Here is a 19,769-nt window from a genome sequence, read left to right on the forward strand (position 1 = left end):
CCGTCCGGGCCCGCGGTGTGTCCGTACCGGGGCCCGTGCTCAGGAGCACGACAGAGCCCCGGTCGTCGGAACGACCGGGGCTCTGGCTGGTGCGCGATACTGGGATTGAACCAGTGACCTCTTCCGTGTCAGGGAAGCGCTCTCCCGCTGAGCTAATCGCGCAGGGTGAACCTGCGTGTACTGCGTGCGCGATACTGGGATTGAACCAGTGACCTCTTCCGTGTCAGGGAAGCGCTCTCCCGCTGAGCTAATCGCGCGGGGATCCTTGCGGATCAGTGGACGATACTGGGATTGAACCAGTGACCTCTTCCGTGTCAGGGAAGCGCTCTCCCGCTGAGCTAATCGTCCTTGGAGGTGGAGACGGGATTTGAACCCGTGTAGACGGCTTTGCAGGCCGTTGCCTCGCCTCTCGGCCACTCCACCACGAGCGAGGGTTCGGGAAGATCCCCCACCTTGTGCGAGCGGACGACCAGGTTCGAACTGGCGACCTCAACCTTGGCAAGGTTGCGCTCTACCAACTGAGCTACGTCCGCTTGTCTTTCCCGGTCCGCTTGCGCGTCCCGGCGACGTGTTGAACTCTAGCGGATTCCCGGGCCAGTACAAAAACGCGTTTGTGCAGCGTGCTGAGGTGCGCTCGCACCGGCGCGGGCCATCGCGCGCCGTCACTAGACTCAACGACGTGCACGACCTAGCTCCAATGGCCCGCTTCGGCGGCCTCGTCGCGTCCGATCTGCAGGACGTGACCAGTGATCCTGCCGCCCTCGAGTCGACCGGCTTCTGGGCCGTGTCCGCCGATTTCGAGGGCCGCCTCGTCTGCGCGCGCTTCGGCTCCGTACGTACGGGGGCGGTGCCCGCCCCCGTACCGGGCGCCTGGCGCGGGCCCGCGGCCGGTGACTGGACCTCGTCGCTGGACCGCGCCGCGTACGTCGCGGGCGTACGGCGGATCCGCGCGTACATCGCGGCGGGCGAGGTCTACCAGGCCAACCTCTGCCGGGTGCTGACCGCGCCACTGCCCGACCCGGGCGCCGCGGACGTGGACGCGCTGACCGCGCTGCTCGCCCGCGGTAACCCCGCCCCGTACGCAGGAACGATTCGGCTGCCCGGGCACGGCGTGGAGATCGCCACCGCCTCCCCCGAGCTCTTCCTGAAGCGGGACGGCCGGACCGTCGAGTCGGGACCGATCAAGGGCACCGGCCGCACCGAGGCCGACCTGCTGGAGAAGGACCACGCCGAGAACGTGATGATCGTCGACCTGGTCCGCAACGACCTGGGCCGGGTCTGCGCCACCGGATCGGTCACCGTCCCCGGCCTCTGCGTGGTCGAGAAGCACCCCGGCCTGGTCCATCTCGTCTCCACCGTGCGCGGGGAGCTCGCCGGGGACGCCGGCTGGCCCGAACTCCTCGACGCGACGTTTCCGCCCGGCTCCGTCACCGGGGCACCCAAGTCCAGCGCTCTGCGGATCATCGAGGAGCTGGAGACCGCACCGCGCGGTCCCTACTGCGGAGGCATCGGCTGGGTCGATGCCGACCGCCGCACCGCATCGCTCGCCGTCGGCATACGTACCTTCTGGATCGACCGCACCGGCACCGCCCCGGTTCTCCGCTTCGGTACCGGGGCCGGCATCACCTGGGGCTCGGACCCGGAACGCGAGTGGGACGAGACCGAACTCAAGGCGTCCCGGCTGCTCGCTGTAGCGTCGGGCGTTCACGAAGCAATGGGAAGGACCGCGTGATGAGGATCTGGGTCAACGGCGAACTGCGCGATGCCGAAGACGCCATGGTGTCCGTGCTGGACCACGGACTCACTGTCGGGGACGGCATCTTCGAGACGGTCAGGACCGTCGACGGCAGGCCCTTCGCCCTCACCCGCCACCTCGGCCGGCTGACCCGCTCGGCCCGCGGCCTCGGACTCCCCGACCCCGACCTCGACGAGGTCCGCCGCGCCTGCGCCGATGTCATCGACGCCAACCCGATGGCGCTCGGCAGGCTGCGCATCACCTACACCGGAGGGCTCTCCCCCCTCGGCTCCGACCGCGGCAAAGCCGGCCCCGGCCTCGTCGTCGCCCTCGGCGAGGCGGCCCGCCGTCCCGACACCACCGCCGTGATCACCGTTCCCTGGACGCGCAACGAACGCAGTGCGCTGGCCGGGCTCAAGACCACTTCGTACGCCGAGAACGTCGTCGCCCTGGCCCGCGCCCATGAGCACGGCGCCTCGGAGGCGCTCTTCGCCAACACGGCCGGGCAGCTCTGCGAGGGCACCGGCTCCAATGTCTTCGTCGTCCTCGACGGGCAGCTGCACACCCCGCCGGTCGCCTCCGGGTGCCTCGCCGGGATCACCCGCGCGCTGGCCGTGGAGTGGACGGGCGCGCAGGAGACCGAGCTGCCGTTCGACGTCCTGGAGCGGGCCGAGGAGATCTTCCTCACCTCCACCCTGCGCGACGTGCAGGCCGTGCACCGGGTGGACGGCCGGGAGCTGCCCGGCGGGCCCGGACCTGTGACCGCCAAGGCCATGCGGATCTTCGACGAGCGGGCGGGCGACGACCTCGACCCGTAAACCCGGGTGACGGACCGGGCCGCAGCGGATAGAACATCTGCGATGACCACTACCCTCCGGCCGACCGGGCCGATCCAGGAAGGCGCCGACGGCGCGAAGAGCCGCACGTACGACGTGTGCGACAACGGGCGGCCCATCGGCACCGTCGAGATCGGCACCGACGCCGCGTTCGGCAGTGCCACCGGCGCACTGCGCTCCCTGAGCATCGAGGAACCGAGCCGGCGCCGGGGCCGCGGCACCGTGGCCGGGCTCGCAGCCGAGGAGGTGCTGCGCGGGTGGGGCTGCGGTCTGGTGCGCCTGTCGGTCCCGGAGGGCAACGAGGGGGCCGGACGCCTGGCGGCCGCCCTCGGCTACACCGAACGCAGCCGCAACATGCTCAAGCACCTCGACCCGGCGGCACCCGCGCTCCCGGACGGAGTCGCGACCCGGGAGATGAGTGCCGAGGAGTTCACGGCCTGGCAGCGCACCAGCGTCGACACGTATGCCCGGTCCTGGATCGACCAGGGTGTTCCGGCCGAACAGGCCATGCGCAAGTCCCGCTCCGACCACGCCCGCAACCTGCCGGACGGACTGGCCACCCGGGGAATGTACTTCCACGTCCTCGTCGCCGGGGGCACGGTCGTCGGCCATGTGTGGGTCTCGGTGCGCGAGGGCGACGACGGCGAGACGACCGGGTTCGTCTTCGACGTCGAGGTGGACGAGGAGTACCGGGGCCGCGGCCACGGGCGTGCCCTGATGGCGCAGGCCGAGCACATCACGCTGGCCGCGGGCCCCCGGCGCCTCGGACTGCACGTGTTCGCCGCCAACACGCCCGCCCTGCGGCTGTACGAGTCGCTCGGGTACCGGACGACCCGGTACAACCTGGCCAAGGACCTCTGAGGACCGGGCCGCTCAGCCTCGCCCGGCGAGCAGCCGGTCGGCGATCTCCTCGATCCGTTCGCGCAGCCCGTCCTGGCTCCTGCCGCCGTCCAGCCGCTCGCCGCCGATCACATACGTCGGGGTGCCGGTGACCCCGATCGCCTTGCCCTCGGCCTGGTCGGCGTCGACGATCAGCATGTGGCGTCCGTCGATCAGCGCGGTGTCCATCTCCTCGGTGTCCAGGCCGAGTTCCCGCGCCACCTCGACGAGCAGCGGCTCGCCGGTGCGGGCGAGATCGGCGGTACGGGCGAGCACCGCCTCGATGTACGGCCAGTCCTTGCCCTGGGCGGCGGCCTCCTCGGCGGCCTGCGCGGCTGCGTAGGCGTGCTTGTGCTTCTCCAGCGGGAAGTGGCGCAGCCGCACATCCAGCCGGTCGCCGTACTTGGCCCGCAGGGCGTGCACATCGGTGAGGGCCTGGTGACAGTCGGGGCACTGGAGCTCGCACCAGACGTCGAGGACGAGGGGGGCCGCAGGGGTGGAATCGCTCATGCGGCCAGTCTCCCAGGGCCCGCGCGAGCCTCCCAATCGGCACCCGTCGCGACACCGCCCCGTACGGCCGGCGCACCGCCGATCGGCACCTGGGGAGGATCCCGGCCCTGAAATGTCCCTGATGCGGTCCCGGATCGTGGCCACCGGGCCGGTCACCGGTGCAGGATGGAAGGGACGTTTCCCCTGCGCCTGGAGGCACCGATGCTTGCCGAGACCATCTGCTCCGCGGTGTCCGCGGCGGGCCTGGGCATCGCCGCCGTCACCGCCTGGCGAAAGCGCTTCCTGGCCGCGACCCGGATCGCCGCCTACTCCCTGGTCCCGGTCGCGCTGGTGCTGACCGGAATCGTGGACTGGGTCGCCGGCATCGCTTTCAAGCCCAGTGTCTGGCTCGGATTCGGGCTGCTCGCGGTGGCCTGGGTGCTGTTCATGACCACCCGGGCGGTCGAGCGCCGCGGTGGTGGCACCCGCAAGGAGCGCAGGGCCGCCGCACGGGCGGCGCGGGGCGACGCGGTCGCCCCCGCGGCCTCGGCGCCCTCGCTGGGGGCAGGAGTCCCGCAGGCCCAGGCGCGTCCGAAGGGGAAGTCCCGGGAGCAGTCCGCCGTACCGGGCGAGGACTTCAGTGACATCGAGGCCATCCTGAAGAAGCACGGCATCTGATCCCCGTTCCCGCCCCGGCCCGCAGGGCCGTCCCCGGGCGCCCTCCGTACGATGGGGACACGTCGCGGACCGGTGCGGCCGAAGCCATCAGTGGGGCAGGGCAAGTGGGGCGTGTGGCAGGGATCAAGGATGTGGCCCGGCAGGCCGGAGTCTCCGTGGGCACCGTGTCCAACGTGATCAACCGGCCGGAGGCGGTGCTGCCGGAGACCCGCGCCCGGGTGCTCGCCGCCATCGAGGAACTCGGCTACGTGCGCAGTGAGTCGGCACGCCAGCTGAGGGCGGGACGCAGCCGGATCATGGCCCTGCTCGTCCTCGACATGGGCAACCCCTTCTTCGTGGACGTGGCCCGTGGCGCCGAACGCGCCGCCCGGGAGGCCGGCCTCGGCGTCATGGTCTGCAACAGCGACCAGAGCCCGGCGGAGGAGGCCGAGTACCTCGGGCTCTTCGCGGAGCAGCGGGTCTGCGGCGTCCTGGTCACTCCGGCCGACGCGACCGGCCGGAACCTGGAGGTGTTCAGCCGTCACCGGATCCCCTTCGTGCTGGTGGACCGGGTGGCGCCCTCGGCGGGGACCTGCGCGGTGTCCGTCGACGACGTCCGCGGCGGCGCTCTCGCCGTGGGGCATCTGGTCTCGGCGGGGCACCGCTCGGTGGCGTACGTCAGCGGCCCGGGAGACCTCCATCAGATCCGGGACCGGCGCGAGGGCGCCCTGTCGGCCCTCGCCGACGCCGGGCTCCCGCCCGAGGCGCTCGTCGAACTCCCCTCCGACCGTCTGGACGTGGCGGCGGGCCGCGATGCCGGGGCCCGGCTGCTCGGCCTCGTGCCCTGGCCGACCGCGGTGTTCTGCGCCAACGACCTGCTGGCCCTGGGGGTGCTCCAGGCGCTGTACGCAGCGGGTGTCCGGGTGCCGCACGACATCGCCATCGTCGGCTACGACGACATCGAGTTCGCCGCCGCCGCTGCCGTACCGCTCACCTCGGTCCGCCAGCCCGCGGTCGTGATGGGCAGGATGGCCGCGGAGCTCCTGCTGGAGGAGTCGGACGACGACGGCACCCATGAGCACCGCAGTGTGGTGCTCCAGCCGGAGCTCGTGGTGCGGGCCTCCAGCTCGACACCGCGCTGACGCCGCGGGGGCCGTACCGAATGTATGGCGGCCGATCGGACGCCGGAGCGAATTCCGGCGGTCCGGGGTGGGTGAACTCCCGGCACAAAAAGGCATGTTGATCGCCAACAGGGCCTGGAGTGCGTCATGATCGTCCCGAGATGGTGGACACCTCCCGGGGCGATGCCCCCGCACCCCCTGCCGAAGAGCCGCGCGGCTGCCTCTTCGCGCTTTCCCAGCCCCCTTTGATGATCTTCCTCGCAGTGGTCGGCAGTCTGCTGCTGATGGCCGCGTTGCATGATCTCTTCATGCTGTGAACGGTCAGCCGGCCGCTTCCTTGCGGCGTGCCCGGTACGCGGCCACGTGCAGACGATTGCCGCAGGTGCGGCTGGAGCAGTAGCGGCGGGAGCGGTTCCGGGACAGGTCGACGAAGGCGCGCCGGCAGTCCGGCGCCTCGCACCGCCGCAGCCGTTCCAGCTCGCCCGCCACCACGATGAAGGCCAGCGCCATGCCGCAGTCGGCCGCGAGGTGGTCGGCGATCGATGCGTCGGGTGCGAAGTAGTGCACATGCCAGTCGTAGCCGTCGTGATCGCTGAGCTGCGGCGTCGTGCCGGCGGCGGCGACGAGCGCGTTGACGAGCGGGGCGGCGGTGCGGGTGTCGTCCGTCGCGAAGATCTCGGCGAAGCGCGTCCGTACGTCCTGCACGGCCCGCAGGTCCTTGTCGTGGAGTTCGCCCACGCCGCTGATGCGATGGCGCCGCGCGAAGTCGTACAGCGCTCCGATGCCGGCGAGGCCGTCGCTCCGTTCGCCTTCCGGCTGCCCGCTCGCCGGCGGCTCGCTCTCCGGTGCGGTGTTCAACAGGTCGACCACCGTGTCGAGGGCGATCCGGGTGTCGTGGGGGATCAGCACGCTTTCGCTCCCTGCCTCCGGCGGGCGGGTCTCCGCCGATGCGGGCTGACTCTACTGGCTCGGCCGCGGCGCACAGCGGGCCGAGAGGGCCCCTGGGGGGTGCGGAGAGCGGATACCGGCCACGGGCGGCTATCTGTTGTCCGGCAGGCATCTGTCCGGGGCGTGAGGGCGGCGTCACGGGCACCGGGGGGCGCGCCGACGCCGTCACCACGGTGGATTCCGTGATGACGGCGTCGGCGTCACCGTATGAGGTTGTCCGCGCGGCGCCGTCTCCCCGAGTCGGACGGCGCCGTGCAGCTCTCGGCCTGGCTCAGCTCTCGGCCAGGATGTGTGAGAGCTCCGTATCGAGGTCGAAGTGGCGATGCTCGGTGCCCGGAGGCACCGCGGCGTCGGTCCGCTTCAGGAACGACTCCAGGGCCCTCGCCGGGGCTTCGAGCAGGGCCTCGCCCTCTGGGGAGCTCAGCGCGATGCAGACGACGCCCTGGCCATGACTACGTGATGGCCAGACGCGGACGTCTCCGGTGCCGGTGGGCCGGTGCAGCCCTTCGGCAAGGAGGTCGCGGGCGAATACCCATTCGACCGTCTCCTCCGCTCCGGTGTGGAAGGTGGCGTGCACGGCATACGGATCGGCCGTGTCATACCGCAGGCCCGCGGGTACAGGCAGTGATGACTCGCTCGACACAACGAGGCGCAGGTGCAGCTCGCAGCTGACCGTGGTGTTCATAAGCGCCAGGGCCTTTCGCTCAGTGTGCGCTCGGGGATTCGCACGTCGGCGAAATCGACATGCCACCTACGGTGGCGTTGTAAACCCCTCTGACCTTTTTGTGTTCCTTCGGGTCGCTCGTACGGTGGTGTGTAACTTTCGGTTATGCGGCCATTCCGGTGATGAAGGCCGTTCCGGTAGGTTGGCTCCATGAAAGCGGAGCGTGACCTGCGGGACGGGGACGCCGCACAGGCGAAACCGGCGCCCGACGCGGGGGACAGGACGGACGGCGTGACGGGCGAAGTCACCGAGGGCGTGACCAAGGAGCGGGATCTGGGCTCCAGGGCGCCCGGATTCATCAAGGCGTCCAGGGCGCTGCACCTGAGCTGGCAGGTCGGCGTCTTCGTGGTCGGCTTCGCCGTGGTCGTCGCGGGCATCATCATGCTGCCGCTTCCCGGGCCCGGCTGGCTGGTGATCTTCGGTGGCATGGCGATCTGGGCGACCGAGTTCGTCTGGGCGCAGCTGGTGCTCCGCTGGACCAGGCGGAAGGTCACCGAGGCCGCCCAGCGGGCGCTCGACCCCAAGGTCCGGCGGCGCAACATCATCCTCACGTCGACCGGCCTGGTGATCGTCGCGGTGCTGGTGGGGATCTACGTCTGGAAGTTCGGCATCACCATGCCGTGGAAGATCCACGAGTGACCCGGGAGTGGTCATGGGGTGCCGCTGACATGGGGTAATGTTTGGCCTGCGCCCGGGCGATTAGCTCAGTGGGAGAGCGCTTCGTTCACACCGAAGAGGTCACTGGTTCGAACCCAGTATCGCCCACCCGGGACAGAGGGCCCGTGAGACCGCAGAGTCTCACGGGCCCTCTGCGTTTTCGGCATCGGGTCGGCTCTCCGGGGCCCGGTCGGACACTTCGCGGATTCACAAGCGCTTTCGTGAACGATTCGGTCCGGGTCGCCGCCGGCGGATGGGATCCGCCAATCGAGCAGAGGTATCCGGATATCGTGGCCCGGCGGACTTCGACGACCACGGGAATTCCCGCAACGGGCACGGTCTCCGGTATCCGTGAGCAATTGCTGCGAGGATTCGCGAACTCCCGCCGGGAAATGCCGTGGGAGCGGCCGTCGGTGCGAACTGCTCGATTTCTCGGGCGAGTTCACCGAGGCCGCTCCCGGGCCGGCCGTACGACGCGCCGTCAGCGCATCCGGCCCACCGTCTCCCTCAGCCGCCGTGCGTCGCGCAGCCGTTGCTCGTACGTCGCACCGACCACCAGCAGCAGCACCCCGGCCAGCGCCGGCGGCAGCCAGCGGGGGAGGGCGCCGACGACCTGGACCACGTACGGCGCCAGTTCGTGCACGGCGTCCATGGCCAGCACCGCGCCACCGAGCAGCAGCAGTGCCTGGAGCCGGAGCCGGGCGCCCGCCAGTGTGATCACCAGGGCCGCCAAGCCGAGCAGCAGCGGGCGGGGCCAGTGCGGATCGAACCAGGCCGCGCAGAGGCTCGGGACCAGCGTCGCCGCGAGACCCGCCCCGTACGCCGTCCACGACGACGCCGCCGGGTCGCGGCGCCGGCGCAGTGCGCCGACCGCCAGGGCGGGCACCGTCACCGGCAGGGTGTACGCCTCCGGGGCCGACACGTCCGAGGCCGAGAGCCGCACCCACGTCGCCAGGACGAAGAGTGCCATCGCCAGATACCCGGCGGCCGGACGGCGCTCGGCACGTACCGCCGTGCCCGCCGCCAGCACCCCGCCGAGCGCCAGGACCAGCGCCAGGAACGGCAGGTCAGGCACCGCCATGACCACCGCCACCGCAGCTGCCGCGGCCCCCGTCAGCTCGACCGGAAGAGCCGCCGGGCGGCTCCGCAGCCGGGCCCCGAGCAGCACCGTCAGCCCGGGGACGAGCAGCATGACCGGCGCCGCGCGGTACCCGTCGAGCCCCAGCGACGCCCCGGCCGCACGGGCCAGCACCGCCCCGCACACCACGGCCCCGCACGCCGGCACCGCCTGCGCGACCCGCAGCGCCCGGACCGCACGCCCGGCCCCGGGGTCCGGCAGCGCCCGCGCGGCCTGTGCCGCGGCGCCGTCGAGCAGCACCGCGACCGTCCCGAGCACCACCAGCAGCACCGCGAACACTGCATACGTCGCGGCCTGCGCCGCGAGCGAGAGCAGGCCCGCACTCACCGCGCCGACCAGCCCGCACACCAGCGTGGTCGTCCCCACGGCGCGCGCCCCGTGCCGCAGCGCCCGTACCGCCACCGCGAACGCCGCGGCCACCAGCACCGACTGCATCGACACGGCCGCCGGGTACGACAGCCCCAGCACTGCGGGCAAGGCGGTGAACCCCGCCCAGCCGAGGGCCGAAGCGGCGGCTCCCGCCGCACTCCGCCAGGACGTACCCGCCGGCAGCACCGGCCCCGCCGCCCGCACCAGTCGGTCCCACGAGCGGTGCGCGAGACCCAGCAGGACGGCCACCATCAGCAGCACCACCGGGGCCGCGGCCGGCCGGGACCATGCGAACTCCTCCGCATCCAGAGCACCCCGGACACCGTCGGGAGCACCGGACCACACGTGGGCCAGCTGCGACACCGTACCCATCAGCGACATGCCGACCGTCGGCACCGCCGACAGCACCGCGGCCGCGCTCACCGCCGACGAGGCCCACACCACGCCCTGCCCGACCGGGCGGGGCAGCGGTGCGCGCAGCGCGGTCAACAGCGCCACACCGCACGGCAGATACACCGGCACCGACCAGCCCCGGTCCATCCCGGCACGCAGCACACCACCCACCGCGGCCACCGTGCACAACCCGGCCAGCACGCCGCCCGCCACCGCGAGACCCGTGGGCGCACGCCACGCCCCGGACAGCGCGAGCGCCGCACCCGCGAGCAGCAGCGCGGCCGGTGCCAGCGCGCCCGGTGCCGAACCGGCGGACACCGACTGCGTCAGGGCCACCAGCAGGCCCAGCAGTCCCGTCGTCCAGCAGCCGACACAGGCCGTCACCCGTACCGCGAGGCCAGGGCCCCACAACGCGATCGCGCAGTCCAGCGCCGCAGTCAGCAGCAGCGCCCAGCCGAACACCGTGGCGCCCGCCTCCGCCGACCAGGCCCACAGCAGCAGCGGCAGCTGAGCGCTCACCACCGCAAGGGGCAGCGGCAGCCGCAGCCGGCCGAGCAGCAGCCCGTACCCGCCCCACAGCACCGCCAGCACCGCCGAGGCGGCCGCGGCGAAACCGGCGCCGCCGGCCTCCGGCACCGCCACCCGGTGCAGCGCGTAGGCGTCGAGGGTCATCAGCACGGATGCCAGGGCGCCGAGCGACTCGGCTGTCGCGCAGAGCCCGCGCCGCAGCAGCAGGGCGGGAGCGGCGAGCGCCGCGAGCGTCACCACGGCGAGCACCGCCGAGCGTCCGGAGATCCCCATGTGACCCCAGCTGACCAGGGTGAACGCGATCGCCGCGATCGTCAGCAGCAGACCGCCCAGAGTGAGCAGCACATTCTGCGCACTGCGTGGTCCGGCCTGCGCCGCGGGAGGCCCGAAGGGAGCCGCGAACGGAGCCGGCGGCGCGAACGGGGCGGCCGGCTGCGGTACTGGCGGCGCTGCCGGAGGCCCGGCGGGCGGCGTCAGCACACTCAGCAGCCAGGCACGGCGGACCAGCAACTGGGAGCGGCGGGCGTCCAGCCGGGCCAGTTCTCGATCGAGGAGCGCCAATTCCTCGGCGGGTGGCGGCACATGTTCCATGGACGTGAGTGTGGTGCGAGCCACAGTCTCGGACATGCGCTCGGATACTCAGTTCCCCGGCTGAGTACGCGCAGACTGAGGCCATGGACTGGAGCCACTACCGATTCGTGAGTATCTGGGACCTTCCTGCCCCGCCCGGCACCGTGTACGAGATCCTCGAACGCGCCGATGACTATCCGCAGTGGTGGCCGCAGGTCCGCGAGGTCACCTCGGCGGACGGGACCAGCGGCACCACCCGCATCCGCTCCTTCCTCCCGTTCGACCTCGTCCTGACCGTCCGCGAACGCCGTCGCGACCCCCGGGCCGGGGTGATCGAGGCGACGCTCAGCGGCGACCTCGACGGCTGGGTCCGCTGGACGGTCACCCCGCACGGAGGCGGCAGCCGGGCCGTCTACGAGCAGGAGGTCGACGTGCGCAGGCGGCTGATGCGGCTCCTGGCGGTGCCCGGACGCCCGGTGTTCCGGGCCAACCACGCCCTGATGATGCGCGCCGGACGGCGGGGTCTGGTGGCCAGGCTGGAAGCAGTTTGAACCGGACCCGCCGAGCCCTGTATGGTTCAACCCGTTCCCGGGCGATTAGCTCAGTGGGAGAGCGCTTCGTTCACACCGAAGAGGTCACTGGTTCGAACCCAGTATCGCCCACCCGGAAGAGGTCGGTCCGTCAGCAGAATCGACGGACCGGCCTCTGCATGTCCGGACCTGGTGAGGTCCGGCACACACAAGCGGCAACGGGCTCCTGGCGTCCGGTCACGCCGCGGCGGGAAGGTCCGGGCGCAGCGGCCAGGCCGGATCCACCATCTCCGCCGTGCCGTTCTTCGTGAACCACGCCTGGAGTCCACGCGCCTGCGCCGCATGCCACACGGCCTGCAGGGTGTGCAGTTCCGGCGGGGTCAGCCGTTCCAGGCGGGACGAGAACCGCCGCCCCACGGCCCGTACCAATTCCAGCGAGGCCGTCGCATCCGCCGCCGCGTCATGGGCGCCGTCGAGCACCACGCCGTACAGCTCGCACAGATCGGTGAGGGTGCGCCGCCCCTTGCGATAGCGGTCCAGATGCTTGTCGAGCACGCGCGGATCCAGCACGCACAGCGGGGAGTTCTGCAGATACGCCCCGAGCGACGAAGCGCGATGGCGCTTCAGCTCCCGGTCCAGCAGCGTCAGGTCGAACGGCGCGTTCATCACCACCAGCGGCCGTCCGGCCGCGCACTGCTCGGCCAGCGCACGGCCTATCTCCTCCACCACCGGCGCGGGCCAGCGTCCGTTGCGCTGGAGGTGATCGTCGGTCAGGCCGTGGATCTCGGTCGCCCCCACGGGCACCGGCACCCCCGGATTCACCAGCCAGCGGGTGACGTGCGTCCGCCCGCCCGCCGCGTCCTGGACGACCAGGGCGGCCGACACGATCCGGTCCCCCTCGACGTCGACTCCTGTTGTCTCGGTGTCAAAAGCGGCCAGTGGCCCCTCGTACCAGTGCGTCATCCCCGAACTCCTCGTGCCCGAACGGCAGATGGTGTGTTTCCCCTGCCCGGTTCGGTGATACCCCCGCGCTTTGCCCGGTACGCCGTTTGCGGGGCGTCGGGTGCGGTGACAACACAGGTGGGGAAAGCGGGAGTTGTCCGTCACCCCGCACCGGAGAAACGATCGGCACAGCCCGGAAGGCACACGCAGCCATGGCGCTCGCGCAGCCCGAACCGAGCGGGCTGCTGTTCCAGCGGACCGAACCGCTGCGCGGCACACTCGCAACCACCGCCTGCATGGAGACGCTCCAGGTGGGCTACCTGCACGCGGTCGCGGCCGCGGCGGGGTGCTCCCTGTCGCAGCCCTTCCCCGACAACGGAATCGACTGGCACGTCAGCCACGGCGCCCCCGGCCACGCCGTGGACGACGAAGTGACCATAAAGGTGCAGCTCAAATGCACCTACCAGATCCCGCCGCACCCGCCGGGGCCGACGTTCGCCTTCACCCTCGACAACGCCCACCTCGTGAAGCTCGCCCGGACTCCCGTTTCGGTGCACAAGATCCTCGTCGTGATGATCGTGCCGCGCAGCCAGGACGACTGGCTGCGCGCCGGACACGACCGGCTCGACCTGCGGCACTGCTGTTACTGGACCAATCTGGCCGGCCACGCGGTGACAGGCCGGCACCGGACCACCGTGCGGATCCCGACGTCGCGCATCTTCGACGATCGGGCGCTCTGCGAGATCATGACCCGCGTAGGGGCGGGAGGGAGGCCCTGATGCACCGGCCGATGGACCAGTACGCCGACGGAGCGATCCCGTCGGCCACCGGCCCGCACCCCGCGGAATCCGCGGGACCGCGGCCCGACGCCTTCCGGGCGCCCGGAGGCCTCGCCGACCCGGCCCGCGTCGACCCCGCCGTCCTCGCCGCCCTGCTGGGCCGGCACGGCTGGCAGCGCCGCGGCGGGTCGGCCGGGCGCTACAGCCGCTGGACCCCACCGGGACCACCGGCTGCGCCCGGGGGCGGGACGAGCCTCCTGGTTCCCGACACCACCGCCTTCCCCGACAGCGGGGACCTCCTCGGCGAGGCGCTGACCGCGCTCGCCCGCAGCGCCGCCCCCTCGGCCCGCGAGATCCTGGTCTCCCTCGCCGTGCCCAGCGACGAGATCCGCTGGTGGCGGGAGGTACCCGAACCGTTCGCGGGAGCGGCGGGCGCGGCCGGCTGGACAGGGGCCGAGCGGCTGCACACCGCCGCCCGGCAGACGCTGCTCGCCGGCGCCCTCGCCGTACGGGCGAACACCGGCTACCACGGCTCGCGCCACCGCCGCAGGGCCCGGGCCGCGCTCGACGGCATCCTCGTCGGACCGGCTCCCGGCGGCCGTGAGCTCGCCGCGTTCGTGCCGGTCGAACCGGGTCGCGCCGTCGCCGTACGCCTCTGCCAGGCCCTGCACGCCACCCGCGAGGCGGTGGACCACCAGCGGGCCACCGGCCGCTTCGAAGCCTTCGACACGGCCGTCGAGGCGGGCGTCAGCCGGGAACTGACCGAGGCGGTCGTCGCGCTGGTCCGGGGCTCGGAGGGGGCGGGGATCGCCCTGGAGTGGGCGCCCGCCGCCGGAATCCCCGAGGGCTGCCCGGCCCGCCCCGGGCCGGTGGAGTTCTCCCCGGGCGATCTGCCCGCCCTGCGCCTGGCGGGCGCCCGCTACCTGCGGGACGAGCCCGCCGTGACGGTACGGATCACCGGCGCCGTCGTCCGTATGCGCCGCTCGGCACCACGCGGTGCCGGGATCGTGCGGCTGCGCGTGCTGGCGGGCGCCGAGGTGCCGCACGTACGGCTGGAGCTGGACGAGGAGGCGTACCGGATCGCCGGCCACGCCCACCTGGTGGGGCTGCCGATCCGGGTGGAGGGCAGGCTGGAGAGCCGCGGCGGCTTCCGGCGGCTGACCCGGATCTCGCACGTCGTGCCCGTGCAGGTCGACGAGTCGGAGCGCGACCGGCTGATGAAGTCCCTCCAGGAGAACGTGGACCTGTTCGAGGAGGCGTGCACCGGCGAATAGGGCCGTGGGGGAGGGTCCCGCGGGGGAGCGGGCCGACTTCGTGTTCGGCCGTTTCGCAGAGGGGGCCCGCGGCTCGGTACGATTCGTATCGCACGCGCACCACGAACGCGTGCGTACCCCCTGAGTCAGGAGAGACCGGTGTCAGACGTCCGTGTGATCATCCAACGCGATTCCGAGCGGGAAGAGCGCGTGGTGACGACGGGCACTACGGCAGCCGAGCTCTTCCCCGGCGAGCGCACCGTTGTCGCCGCCCGGGTCGCCGGCGAGCTGAAGGACCTCGCGTACGTCGTCGCCGACGGCGAGGTCGTCGAGCCCGTCGAGATCTCCTCCGAGGACGGCCTGAACATCCTGCGGCACTCCACCGCGCACGTGATGGCGCAGGCCGTGCAGCAGCTCTTCCCCGAGGCCAAGCTGGGCATCGGCCCGCCGGTCAAGGACGGCTTCTACTACGACTTCGACGTCGAGAAGCCGTTCACGCCCGAGGACCTCAAGGCCATCGAGAAGAAGATGCAGGAGATCCAGAAGCGGGGTCAGAAGTTCTCCCGCCGGGTCGTGACGGACGAGGCCGCCCGTGAGGAGCTGTCCGACGAGCCGTACAAGCTGGAGCTCATCGGTATCAAGGGCTCCGCATCCTCCGACGACGGCGCGGACGTCGAGGTGGGCGGCGGCGAGCTGACCATCTACGACAACCTCGACCCGAAGACCGGCGATCTGTGCTGGAAGGACCTCTGCCGGGGTCCGCACCTGCCGACCACCCGGTTCATCCCGGCGTTCAAGCTGATGCGCAACGCCGCGGCGTACTGGCGGGGCAGCGAGAAGAACCCGATGCTCCAGCGCATCTACGGCACCGCGTGGCCCACCAAGGACGAGCTGAAGGCGCACCTGGAGTTCCTGGAGGAGGCTGCCAAGCGCGACCACCGCAAGCTCGGCAACGAGCTGGACCTCTTCTCCTTCCCGGACGAGATCGGCCCCGGTCTCGCGGTCTTCCACCCCAAGGGCGGCATCATCCGCCGCGCCATGGAGGACTACTCGCGCCGGCGCCACGAGGAGGAGGGCTACGAGTTCGTCTACTCCCCGCACGCCACCAAGGGCAAGCTTTTCGAGAAGTCCGGCCACCTGGACTGGTACGCCGACGGCATGTACCCGCCCATGCAGCTCGACGACGGGGTGGACTACTACCTCAAGCCGATGAACTGCCCGATGCACAACCTGATCTTCGACGCGCGCGGCCGCTCCTACCGTGAACTGCCGCTGCGCCTCTTCGAGTTCGGCACGGTGTACCGGTACGAGAAGTCCGGCGTGGTGCACGGCCTGACCCGCTCGCGCGGCTTCACGCAGGACGACGCACACATCTACTGCACCAAGGAGCAGATGGCGGAGGAGCTCGACCGTACGCTCACCTTCGTCCTGAACCTGCTGCGCGACTACGGTCTGACCGACTTCTACCTGGAGCTCTCCACCAAGGACCCGGAGAAGTTCGTCGGCTCCGACGAGATCTGGGAAGAGGCCACCGAGACGCTGCGCCAGGTCGCCGAGAAGCAGGGCCTGCCGCTGGTCCCGGACCCGGGCGGCGCCGCGTTCTACGGCCCGAAGATCTCGGTGCAGTGCAAGGACGCCATCGGCCGTACCTGGCAGATGTCGACCGTGCAGCTCGACTTCAACCTCCCGGAGCGCTTCGACCTGGAGTACACCGGCCCGGACGGCACCAAGCAGCGCCCGGTCATGATCCACCGTGCGCTGTTCGGCTCCATCGAGCGTTTCTTCGCGGTGCTTCTGGAGCACTACGCGGGTGCGTTCCCGGTGTGGCTGGCCCCGGTCCAGGCGGTCGGCATCCCGATCGGAGACGCGCACGTCCCGTACCTCCAGGAGTTCGCGGCCAAGGCCCGGAAGGCGGGGCTGCGGGTCGAGGTGGACGCCTCCTCCGACCGGATGCAGAAGAAGATCCGCAACCAGCAGAAGGCCAAGGTGCCCTTCATGGTCATCGCGGGTGATGAGGACATGGCCAACGGCGCCGTCTCCTTCCGCTACCGCGACGGATCGCAGGAGAACGGCATCCCGGTCGACGACGCCATCGCCAAGATCCAGAAGGCCGTCGAGGACCGCGCCCAGGTCTGACCGGCACGTCGCAGGAGGCCCCCCGGAGCGCTACTCGCGCTCCGGGGGCCTCTTCTCGTCCTCCCGGGTGAAGACCTGCACAAGCCACGACGAGAACGAGCCCGTCACCGCTCCCAGCAGCGCCAGCCCGCAGGCCATCAGGCCGGACGCCACGACCCGGCCGCCCGCCGTGACCGGCACCGTGTCCCCGTACCCCACGGTCGTCAGCGTCTCGCACGCCCACCACGCCGCGTCGCCGAAGGTACGGATCGAAGCGCCGGGCGCCTGGTGCTCCTGGTCGTAGACGGCGAGCGCGGCGGAGAAGCCGAGCAGCAGGGCGGTCGCCCCGGCGTAGGCGATCACGCGGGCGTACAGGCTCAGCCGCGGCTGCTCCCGTCGGCGCTGGACCGCGGTGTAGACGCGGATCAGGCGCAGTGGCCGCAGCAACGGAAGCAGCAGCACCACCGTGTCCAGCCAGTGCACCCGCACGAAGCGGAGACCGAGACCGCTGAGCCGGAGCCGTACGGCGTAGTCCGCCGCGAAGACCAGCCAGGTGGCGCCGACCAGTCCGAGGGCGATGTCCCGCCAGGGTTCGGTGTCCTCGGGTACGAGCACGCGGACCGCGTAGCCGAGCAGGAAGAGCAGCGAGGCGCCGAAGAGCGGCACTTCCGTGCGTTGCTCCCAGCGCCGGAAGCGAAGAGGAGTGGAGTCGGCGGACCGGTCGCTCATCACCTCAGCATCGCCGCACGCCCAGGGGCGCGGCCCCGGCGACACGCACCCGGGGAGCGAAGCAATATGCTGATCGCCATGACGAGTGAGCCGGAGCAGCAGATCGGAGTGGGAACGCCCGATGCGTTCCAGCGCCTGTGGACGCCCCACCGGATGGCGTACATCCAGGGTGAGAACAAGCCGACCGGTCCGGAGGCCGGCGACGGCTGCCCGTTCTGCGGCATCCCGTCGAATTCGGACGAGGACGGGCTCGTCGTCGCGCGCGGCAAGCATGTCTACGCCGTGCTGAATCTGTACCCGTACAACGGCGGGCATCTGATGGTGGTGCCGTACCGGCACGTCGCCGACTACACGGAGCTCGACGGTCCGGAGACGATGGAGCTGGCCGATTTCACCAAGCGGGCGATGACGGCTCTGCGGACGGCCTCGGGGGCGCACGGATTCAACATCGGTATGAACCAGGGCTCGGTGGCCGGGGCCGGCATCGCGGCCCATCTGCACCAGCATCTGGTACCGCGCTGGGGCGGTGACACCAACTTCATGCCGGTGGTCGGGCACACGAAGGTGCTGCCGCAGCTGCTCGCCGACACCCGCAAGATGCTGGCCGACGCCTGGCCCGTCGACTGAGCCCGGCTGCCGCTTTCCGACGCGGCCGCCCCGGCTGCTGCTTCCTGCCGGGGCGGTCTTCGCCGTCCGGGCGGCCGGCTACGCGTCGTAGACGTCGGCCTTGCGCGGGGACGGGTCCTGGACCAGGCCGCTGAGCACCATCGAGCGGTTGTCGAAGCGCTCGGTGTCCACGCCGTTCTCCGCCAGGACACGCAGGGCGGCGCTGTGGACGGCGCGCAGGACGGGCGTGGCGGCGCGCATCGCGTCGTCCGCCATGAAGCGGTGGCGCCACGGCTTCTCGGCCCAGGCATGGCGCAGACCGAACGGCTCGGGCAGGGCGATCTTTCCGCCCAGGTAGTCCAGCAGCGGCGGGTACCAGGTGAACGGGGCGCGCAGGGCGAGGCGGACGACCTCGCTGGATTCGACCAGCGGGAGCGTGATGTCGCGGGTCTCCCAGAACCGGACGGTCTTGTTGACCGTCTTGGTCTTGGCAGCGGGCTTGCTGGTGAAGAGCGAGTGGACCGGGCCGAGCGCATGTCCGGTGACCTCGATGCGCAGGGTTTCGTGGAGCACCGTGACCGTGATCATCATCGTGATGATCAACTGGCCTTCCCAGAGGGTGAACTGGACGCCCAGATAGTGCCGGTCACCGCTGCCGAACTGCTGGTGGTTGCAGATCCGCTGTATCTCGTGCGGCTTGACCTGGAAGGTGGCGACGTCCTCGCCGTCGGGGCGGGAGACCGAATCGGCGTTCTCCCCGACGGGGGACACGATCCAGTGGGTGACCGACGGGGTGGGGAAGCCGCCGGTGTTCAGCGGGCCGCGCTCCAGCACCTTGAGCTGGTCGTGGATGGCCCGCACCAGGTCCCAGCTGCGGAACTGGTGGAACTCCTTGCCGGGCTCCTTGGGGACCAGCTCCTCGGCGAGCTGCCAGCTGCCCCAGCGGGTTCCCATGCCGAGGATCCCCTTGGGGCCCGCGTAGAAGACGGAGTTGGACTGCTGCTCGGCGGAGAGCTTCTCCAGGCCCTGGCGGAGCGCCTCGCGGGAGGTCTCGTTGGGGTTCTTCGGTACGGCCTCGGGGATCTTGGCGACGACCCCGCCGCCGGAGAGCAGCCCTTCCCAGCGCGCGCGCATGTCCTTGGCGGAGGATTCGGCGATTCGTCTGGCGATGAACCAGCCGATGACGGGGGCGATGATCATCGCGCGGACGTAGAGCGCCAGGAATCCGTTGAGTGGCAGGCCGACCAGGAAGATCAGCGCCACAATGCCGATGACCGGAAGCAGGACGGCGCCCAGCCCGGAGAGTGCCTTGTCCTTGGTCTTGCCGAGTATGTCGCGCAGGCGGAACGCGAGGACCCACAGGATCATGCCCGGCAGGAAGAGGAAGCCGAACAGGGCGGTGACGGCGGTGAGTTTGGTGTCACGGCTCTTGCGGAGGCGGGTCGCCGACAGGCAGTGCTCGACGACGGTCTGCGGGTCCGTCCCGAAGGACTGGATGAGGGCCTTGCGGGCGCCGCCCAGCATGCGTTCCTGGACGGCGCGGGAGAACGCCTCACCGAGATTGGGCTTGAAGTAGTCGGACTTGAAGAGCTTGGAACGGCCCACCTTGACTTCGGACTTGTGCCATTCGCTGTTGGCCTCAAGGATCTTCTCCACCGGGCTGTCGCGGTACGCGGCGGAGGCGAGGGCGTTCGTCGCCACCGCCTGTCCGCCCGAGCCCTGGAGCGGGATCTGCGCTCCGGGAGAGAAATCGAATCCGTCGCTGGCCACT

At 71.2% G+C, this 19,769-nt stretch carries 19 protein-coding genes and 7 tRNA genes; 14 read left to right on the forward strand and 12 right to left on the reverse strand.

Features of this window, described 5'->3' with window-relative positions; all coding sequences use genetic code 11:
* Positions 1 to 87 precede the first annotated feature (87 nt).
* From IE107_RS11870 to IE107_RS11890, 5 genes are all read right to left on the reverse strand, one after another.
* Positions 88 to 162: transfer RNA gene (locus IE107_RS11870), tRNA-Val, on the reverse strand.
* A 23-nt stretch (positions 163 to 185) separates the two neighbouring features.
* A tRNA-Val gene (locus IE107_RS11875) sits at positions 186 to 257 on the reverse strand.
* A 19-nt stretch (positions 258 to 276) separates the two neighbouring features.
* Positions 277 to 348: transfer RNA gene (locus IE107_RS11880), tRNA-Val, on the reverse strand.
* 1 nt (position 349) lies between these two features.
* Positions 350 to 423: transfer RNA gene (locus tag IE107_RS11885), tRNA-Cys, on the reverse strand.
* A gap of 37 nt (positions 424 to 460) precedes the next feature.
* Positions 461 to 533: transfer RNA gene (locus tag IE107_RS11890), tRNA-Gly, on the reverse strand.
* Between the two features lie 164 nt (positions 534 to 697).
* Between IE107_RS11890 and IE107_RS11895 the strand changes: the two genes are divergently transcribed.
* Genes IE107_RS11895 through IE107_RS11905 form a run of 3 tightly spaced genes read left to right on the forward strand, consistent with a single transcriptional unit; the run spans position 698 to position 3,432 of the window.
* Complete coding sequence (locus tag IE107_RS11895; RefSeq protein ID WP_189543784.1) at positions 698 to 1,732, forward strand: chorismate-binding protein; 1,035 nt, start codon at positions 698 to 700, stop codon at positions 1,730 to 1,732.
* On the forward strand, positions 1,732 to 2,553 hold the full coding sequence (locus tag IE107_RS11900; RefSeq protein WP_189543693.1) for an aminotransferase class IV: 822 nt from the start codon (positions 1,732 to 1,734) through the stop codon (positions 2,551 to 2,553). The genes IE107_RS11895 and IE107_RS11900 overlap by 1 nt, the downstream gene beginning before the upstream one ends.
* Positions 2,554 to 2,595: 42 nt before the next feature.
* The gene (locus IE107_RS11905; protein ID WP_189543694.1) at positions 2,596 to 3,432 is read left to right on the forward strand and encodes a GNAT family N-acetyltransferase; all 837 of its coding nucleotides are present in this window, start codon (positions 2,596 to 2,598) and stop codon (positions 3,430 to 3,432) included.
* 12 nt (positions 3,433 to 3,444) lie between these two features.
* Here IE107_RS11905 and IE107_RS11910 read toward each other — a convergent pair whose 3' ends face one another.
* Positions 3,445 to 3,960, reverse strand: coding sequence for a DsbA family protein (locus IE107_RS11910; RefSeq protein ID WP_189543695.1), 516 nt, complete (start codon positions 3,958 to 3,960; stop codon positions 3,445 to 3,447).
* A gap of 201 nt (positions 3,961 to 4,161) precedes the next feature.
* On the opposite strand from IE107_RS11910, the gene IE107_RS11915 reads away from it, so the two are divergent.
* The 3 genes from IE107_RS11915 (at position 4,162) to IE107_RS11925 (ending at position 6,034) form a co-directional block, all read left to right on the forward strand.
* Positions 4,162 to 4,617: a hypothetical protein gene (locus IE107_RS11915; RefSeq protein ID WP_189543696.1), complete on the forward strand. Its 456-nt coding sequence runs from the start codon at positions 4,162 to 4,164 to the stop codon at positions 4,615 to 4,617.
* Positions 4,618 to 4,730: 113 nt separating this feature from the next.
* Positions 4,731 to 5,738, forward strand: coding sequence for a LacI family DNA-binding transcriptional regulator (locus tag IE107_RS11920; protein WP_373302427.1), 1,008 nt, complete (start codon positions 4,731 to 4,733; stop codon positions 5,736 to 5,738).
* 140 nt (positions 5,739 to 5,878) lie between these two features.
* Positions 5,879 to 6,034 carry a hypothetical protein gene (locus tag IE107_RS11925; RefSeq protein ID WP_189543698.1) on the forward strand — a complete coding sequence of 52 codons (156 nt, stop codon included), beginning with the start codon at positions 5,879 to 5,881 and terminating at the stop codon, positions 6,032 to 6,034.
* 4 nt (positions 6,035 to 6,038) lie between these two features.
* Here IE107_RS11925 and IE107_RS11930 read toward each other — a convergent pair whose 3' ends face one another.
* Positions 6,039 to 6,626 (reverse strand): CGNR zinc finger domain-containing protein, encoded by a 588-nt coding sequence (locus IE107_RS11930; protein ID WP_189543699.1) that lies wholly within the window; start codon positions 6,624 to 6,626, stop codon positions 6,039 to 6,041.
* Positions 6,627 to 6,936: 310 nt separating this feature from the next.
* Positions 6,937 to 7,350, reverse strand: a complete 414-nt coding sequence (locus tag IE107_RS11935; protein ID WP_003959770.1) for an SsgA family sporulation/cell division regulator — start codon at positions 7,348 to 7,350, stop codon at positions 6,937 to 6,939.
* Between the two features lie 189 nt (positions 7,351 to 7,539).
* Here IE107_RS11935 and IE107_RS11940 point away from each other — a divergent pair, with 189 nt between their 5' ends.
* Together IE107_RS11940 and IE107_RS11945 are read left to right on the forward strand one after the other, a co-directional pair.
* On the forward strand, positions 7,540 to 8,028 hold the full coding sequence (locus tag IE107_RS11940) for a TIGR02611 family protein (RefSeq protein ID WP_189543700.1): 489 nt from the start codon (positions 7,540 to 7,542) through the stop codon (positions 8,026 to 8,028).
* 54 nt (positions 8,029 to 8,082) lie between these two features.
* Positions 8,083 to 8,154 (forward strand) — tRNA-Val (locus IE107_RS11945).
* Positions 8,155 to 8,527: 373 nt separating this feature from the next.
* Here IE107_RS11945 and IE107_RS11950 read toward each other — a convergent pair.
* A complete protein-coding gene (locus IE107_RS11950; RefSeq protein ID WP_189543701.1) occupies positions 8,528 to 11,065 on the reverse strand; it encodes an SCO7613 C-terminal domain-containing membrane protein in 2,538 nt (845 codons plus the stop codon).
* Positions 11,066 to 11,148: 83 nt separating this feature from the next.
* Between IE107_RS11950 and IE107_RS11955 the strand changes: the two genes are divergently transcribed.
* Positions 11,149 to 11,595 carry an SRPBCC family protein gene (locus IE107_RS11955; protein WP_189543702.1) on the forward strand — a complete coding sequence of 149 codons (447 nt, stop codon included), beginning with the start codon at positions 11,149 to 11,151 and terminating at the stop codon, positions 11,593 to 11,595.
* A gap of 39 nt (positions 11,596 to 11,634) precedes the next feature.
* Positions 11,635 to 11,706: transfer RNA gene (locus IE107_RS11960), tRNA-Val, on the forward strand.
* Positions 11,707 to 11,811: 105 nt separating this feature from the next.
* On the opposite strand, the gene IE107_RS11965 is transcribed toward IE107_RS11960, so the two are convergent.
* A complete protein-coding gene (locus IE107_RS11965; RefSeq protein ID WP_189543703.1) occupies positions 11,812 to 12,537 on the reverse strand; it encodes a 3'-5' exonuclease in 726 nt (241 codons plus the stop codon).
* Between the two features lie 191 nt (positions 12,538 to 12,728).
* On the opposite strand from IE107_RS11965, the gene IE107_RS11970 reads away from it, so the two are divergent.
* The 3 genes from IE107_RS11970 to thrS all read left to right on the forward strand — a co-directional run bounded on the left by IE107_RS11970 (position 12,729) and on the right by thrS (position 16,684).
* The gene (locus IE107_RS11970; protein WP_189543704.1) at positions 12,729 to 13,295 is read left to right on the forward strand and encodes a DUF4365 domain-containing protein; all 567 of its coding nucleotides are present in this window, start codon (positions 12,729 to 12,731) and stop codon (positions 13,293 to 13,295) included.
* The gene (locus tag IE107_RS11975) at positions 13,295 to 14,569 is read left to right on the forward strand and encodes a hypothetical protein (RefSeq protein WP_189543705.1); all 1,275 of its coding nucleotides are present in this window, start codon (positions 13,295 to 13,297) and stop codon (positions 14,567 to 14,569) included. The genes IE107_RS11970 and IE107_RS11975 overlap by 1 nt, the downstream gene beginning before the upstream one ends.
* Before the next feature lie 138 nt (positions 14,570 to 14,707).
* The gene (gene thrS / locus IE107_RS11980) at positions 14,708 to 16,684 is read left to right on the forward strand and encodes a threonine--tRNA ligase (protein ID WP_189543706.1); all 1,977 of its coding nucleotides are present in this window, start codon (positions 14,708 to 14,710) and stop codon (positions 16,682 to 16,684) included.
* Between the two features lie 30 nt (positions 16,685 to 16,714).
* On the opposite strand, the gene IE107_RS11985 is transcribed toward thrS, so the two are convergent.
* The gene (locus IE107_RS11985; protein ID WP_189543707.1) at positions 16,715 to 17,392 is read right to left on the reverse strand and encodes a potassium channel family protein; all 678 of its coding nucleotides are present in this window, start codon (positions 17,390 to 17,392) and stop codon (positions 16,715 to 16,717) included.
* A gap of 66 nt (positions 17,393 to 17,458) precedes the next feature.
* Between IE107_RS11985 and IE107_RS11990 the strand changes: the two genes are divergently transcribed.
* On the forward strand, positions 17,459 to 18,019 hold the full coding sequence (locus IE107_RS11990; protein WP_189543708.1) for an HIT family protein: 561 nt from the start codon (positions 17,459 to 17,461) through the stop codon (positions 18,017 to 18,019).
* 78 nt (positions 18,020 to 18,097) lie between these two features.
* On the opposite strand, the gene IE107_RS11995 is transcribed toward IE107_RS11990, so the two are convergent.
* The gene (locus IE107_RS11995) at positions 18,098 to 19,768 is read right to left on the reverse strand and encodes an AbeC-like domain-containing protein (RefSeq protein WP_189543709.1); all 1,671 of its coding nucleotides are present in this window, start codon (positions 19,766 to 19,768) and stop codon (positions 18,098 to 18,100) included.
* Position 19,769: the final 1 nt, after the last annotated feature.

It is taken from the genome of Streptomyces gelaticus, assembly GCF_014649535.1.
GTDB classification, from domain to species: domain Bacteria; phylum Actinomycetota; class Actinomycetes; order Streptomycetales; family Streptomycetaceae; genus Streptomyces; species Streptomyces gelaticus.

Excerpts from the sequence above, each read along its gene's own strand:
- IE107_RS11895 (WP_189543784.1), top strand. The coding sequence starts at position 698 with ATGGCCCGCTTCGGCGGCCTCGTCGCGTCCGATCTGCAGGACGTGACC.
- IE107_RS11900 (WP_189543693.1), top strand. The coding sequence starts at position 1,732 with ATGAGGATCTGGGTCAACGGCGAACTGCGCGATGCCGAAGACGCCATG.
- IE107_RS11905 (WP_189543694.1), top strand. The coding sequence starts at position 2,596 with ATGACCACTACCCTCCGGCCGACCGGGCCGATCCAGGAAGGCGCCGAC.
- IE107_RS11910 (WP_189543695.1), bottom strand. The coding sequence starts at position 3,960 with ATGAGCGATTCCACCCCTGCGGCCCCCCTCGTCCTCGACGTCTGGTGC.
- IE107_RS11915 (WP_189543696.1), top strand. The coding sequence starts at position 4,162 with ATGCTTGCCGAGACCATCTGCTCCGCGGTGTCCGCGGCGGGCCTGGGC.
- IE107_RS11925 (WP_189543698.1), top strand. The coding sequence starts at position 5,879 with ATGGTGGACACCTCCCGGGGCGATGCCCCCGCACCCCCTGCCGAAGAG.
- IE107_RS11935 (WP_003959770.1), bottom strand. The coding sequence starts at position 7,350 with ATGAACACCACGGTCAGCTGCGAGCTGCACCTGCGCCTCGTTGTGTCG.
- IE107_RS11940 (WP_189543700.1), top strand. The coding sequence starts at position 7,540 with ATGAAAGCGGAGCGTGACCTGCGGGACGGGGACGCCGCACAGGCGAAA.
- IE107_RS11950 (WP_189543701.1), bottom strand. The coding sequence starts at position 11,065 with ATGGAACATGTGCCGCCACCCGCCGAGGAATTGGCGCTCCTCGATCGA.
- IE107_RS11955 (WP_189543702.1), top strand. The coding sequence starts at position 11,149 with ATGGACTGGAGCCACTACCGATTCGTGAGTATCTGGGACCTTCCTGCC.
- IE107_RS11965 (WP_189543703.1), bottom strand. The coding sequence starts at position 12,537 with ATGACGCACTGGTACGAGGGGCCACTGGCCGCTTTTGACACCGAGACA.
- IE107_RS11970 (WP_189543704.1), top strand. The coding sequence starts at position 12,729 with ATGGCGCTCGCGCAGCCCGAACCGAGCGGGCTGCTGTTCCAGCGGACC.
- IE107_RS11975 (WP_189543705.1), top strand. The coding sequence starts at position 13,295 with ATGCACCGGCCGATGGACCAGTACGCCGACGGAGCGATCCCGTCGGCC.
- IE107_RS11985 (WP_189543707.1), bottom strand. The coding sequence starts at position 17,392 with ATGAGCGACCGGTCCGCCGACTCCACTCCTCTTCGCTTCCGGCGCTGG.
- IE107_RS11990 (WP_189543708.1), top strand. The coding sequence starts at position 17,459 with ATGCTGATCGCCATGACGAGTGAGCCGGAGCAGCAGATCGGAGTGGGA.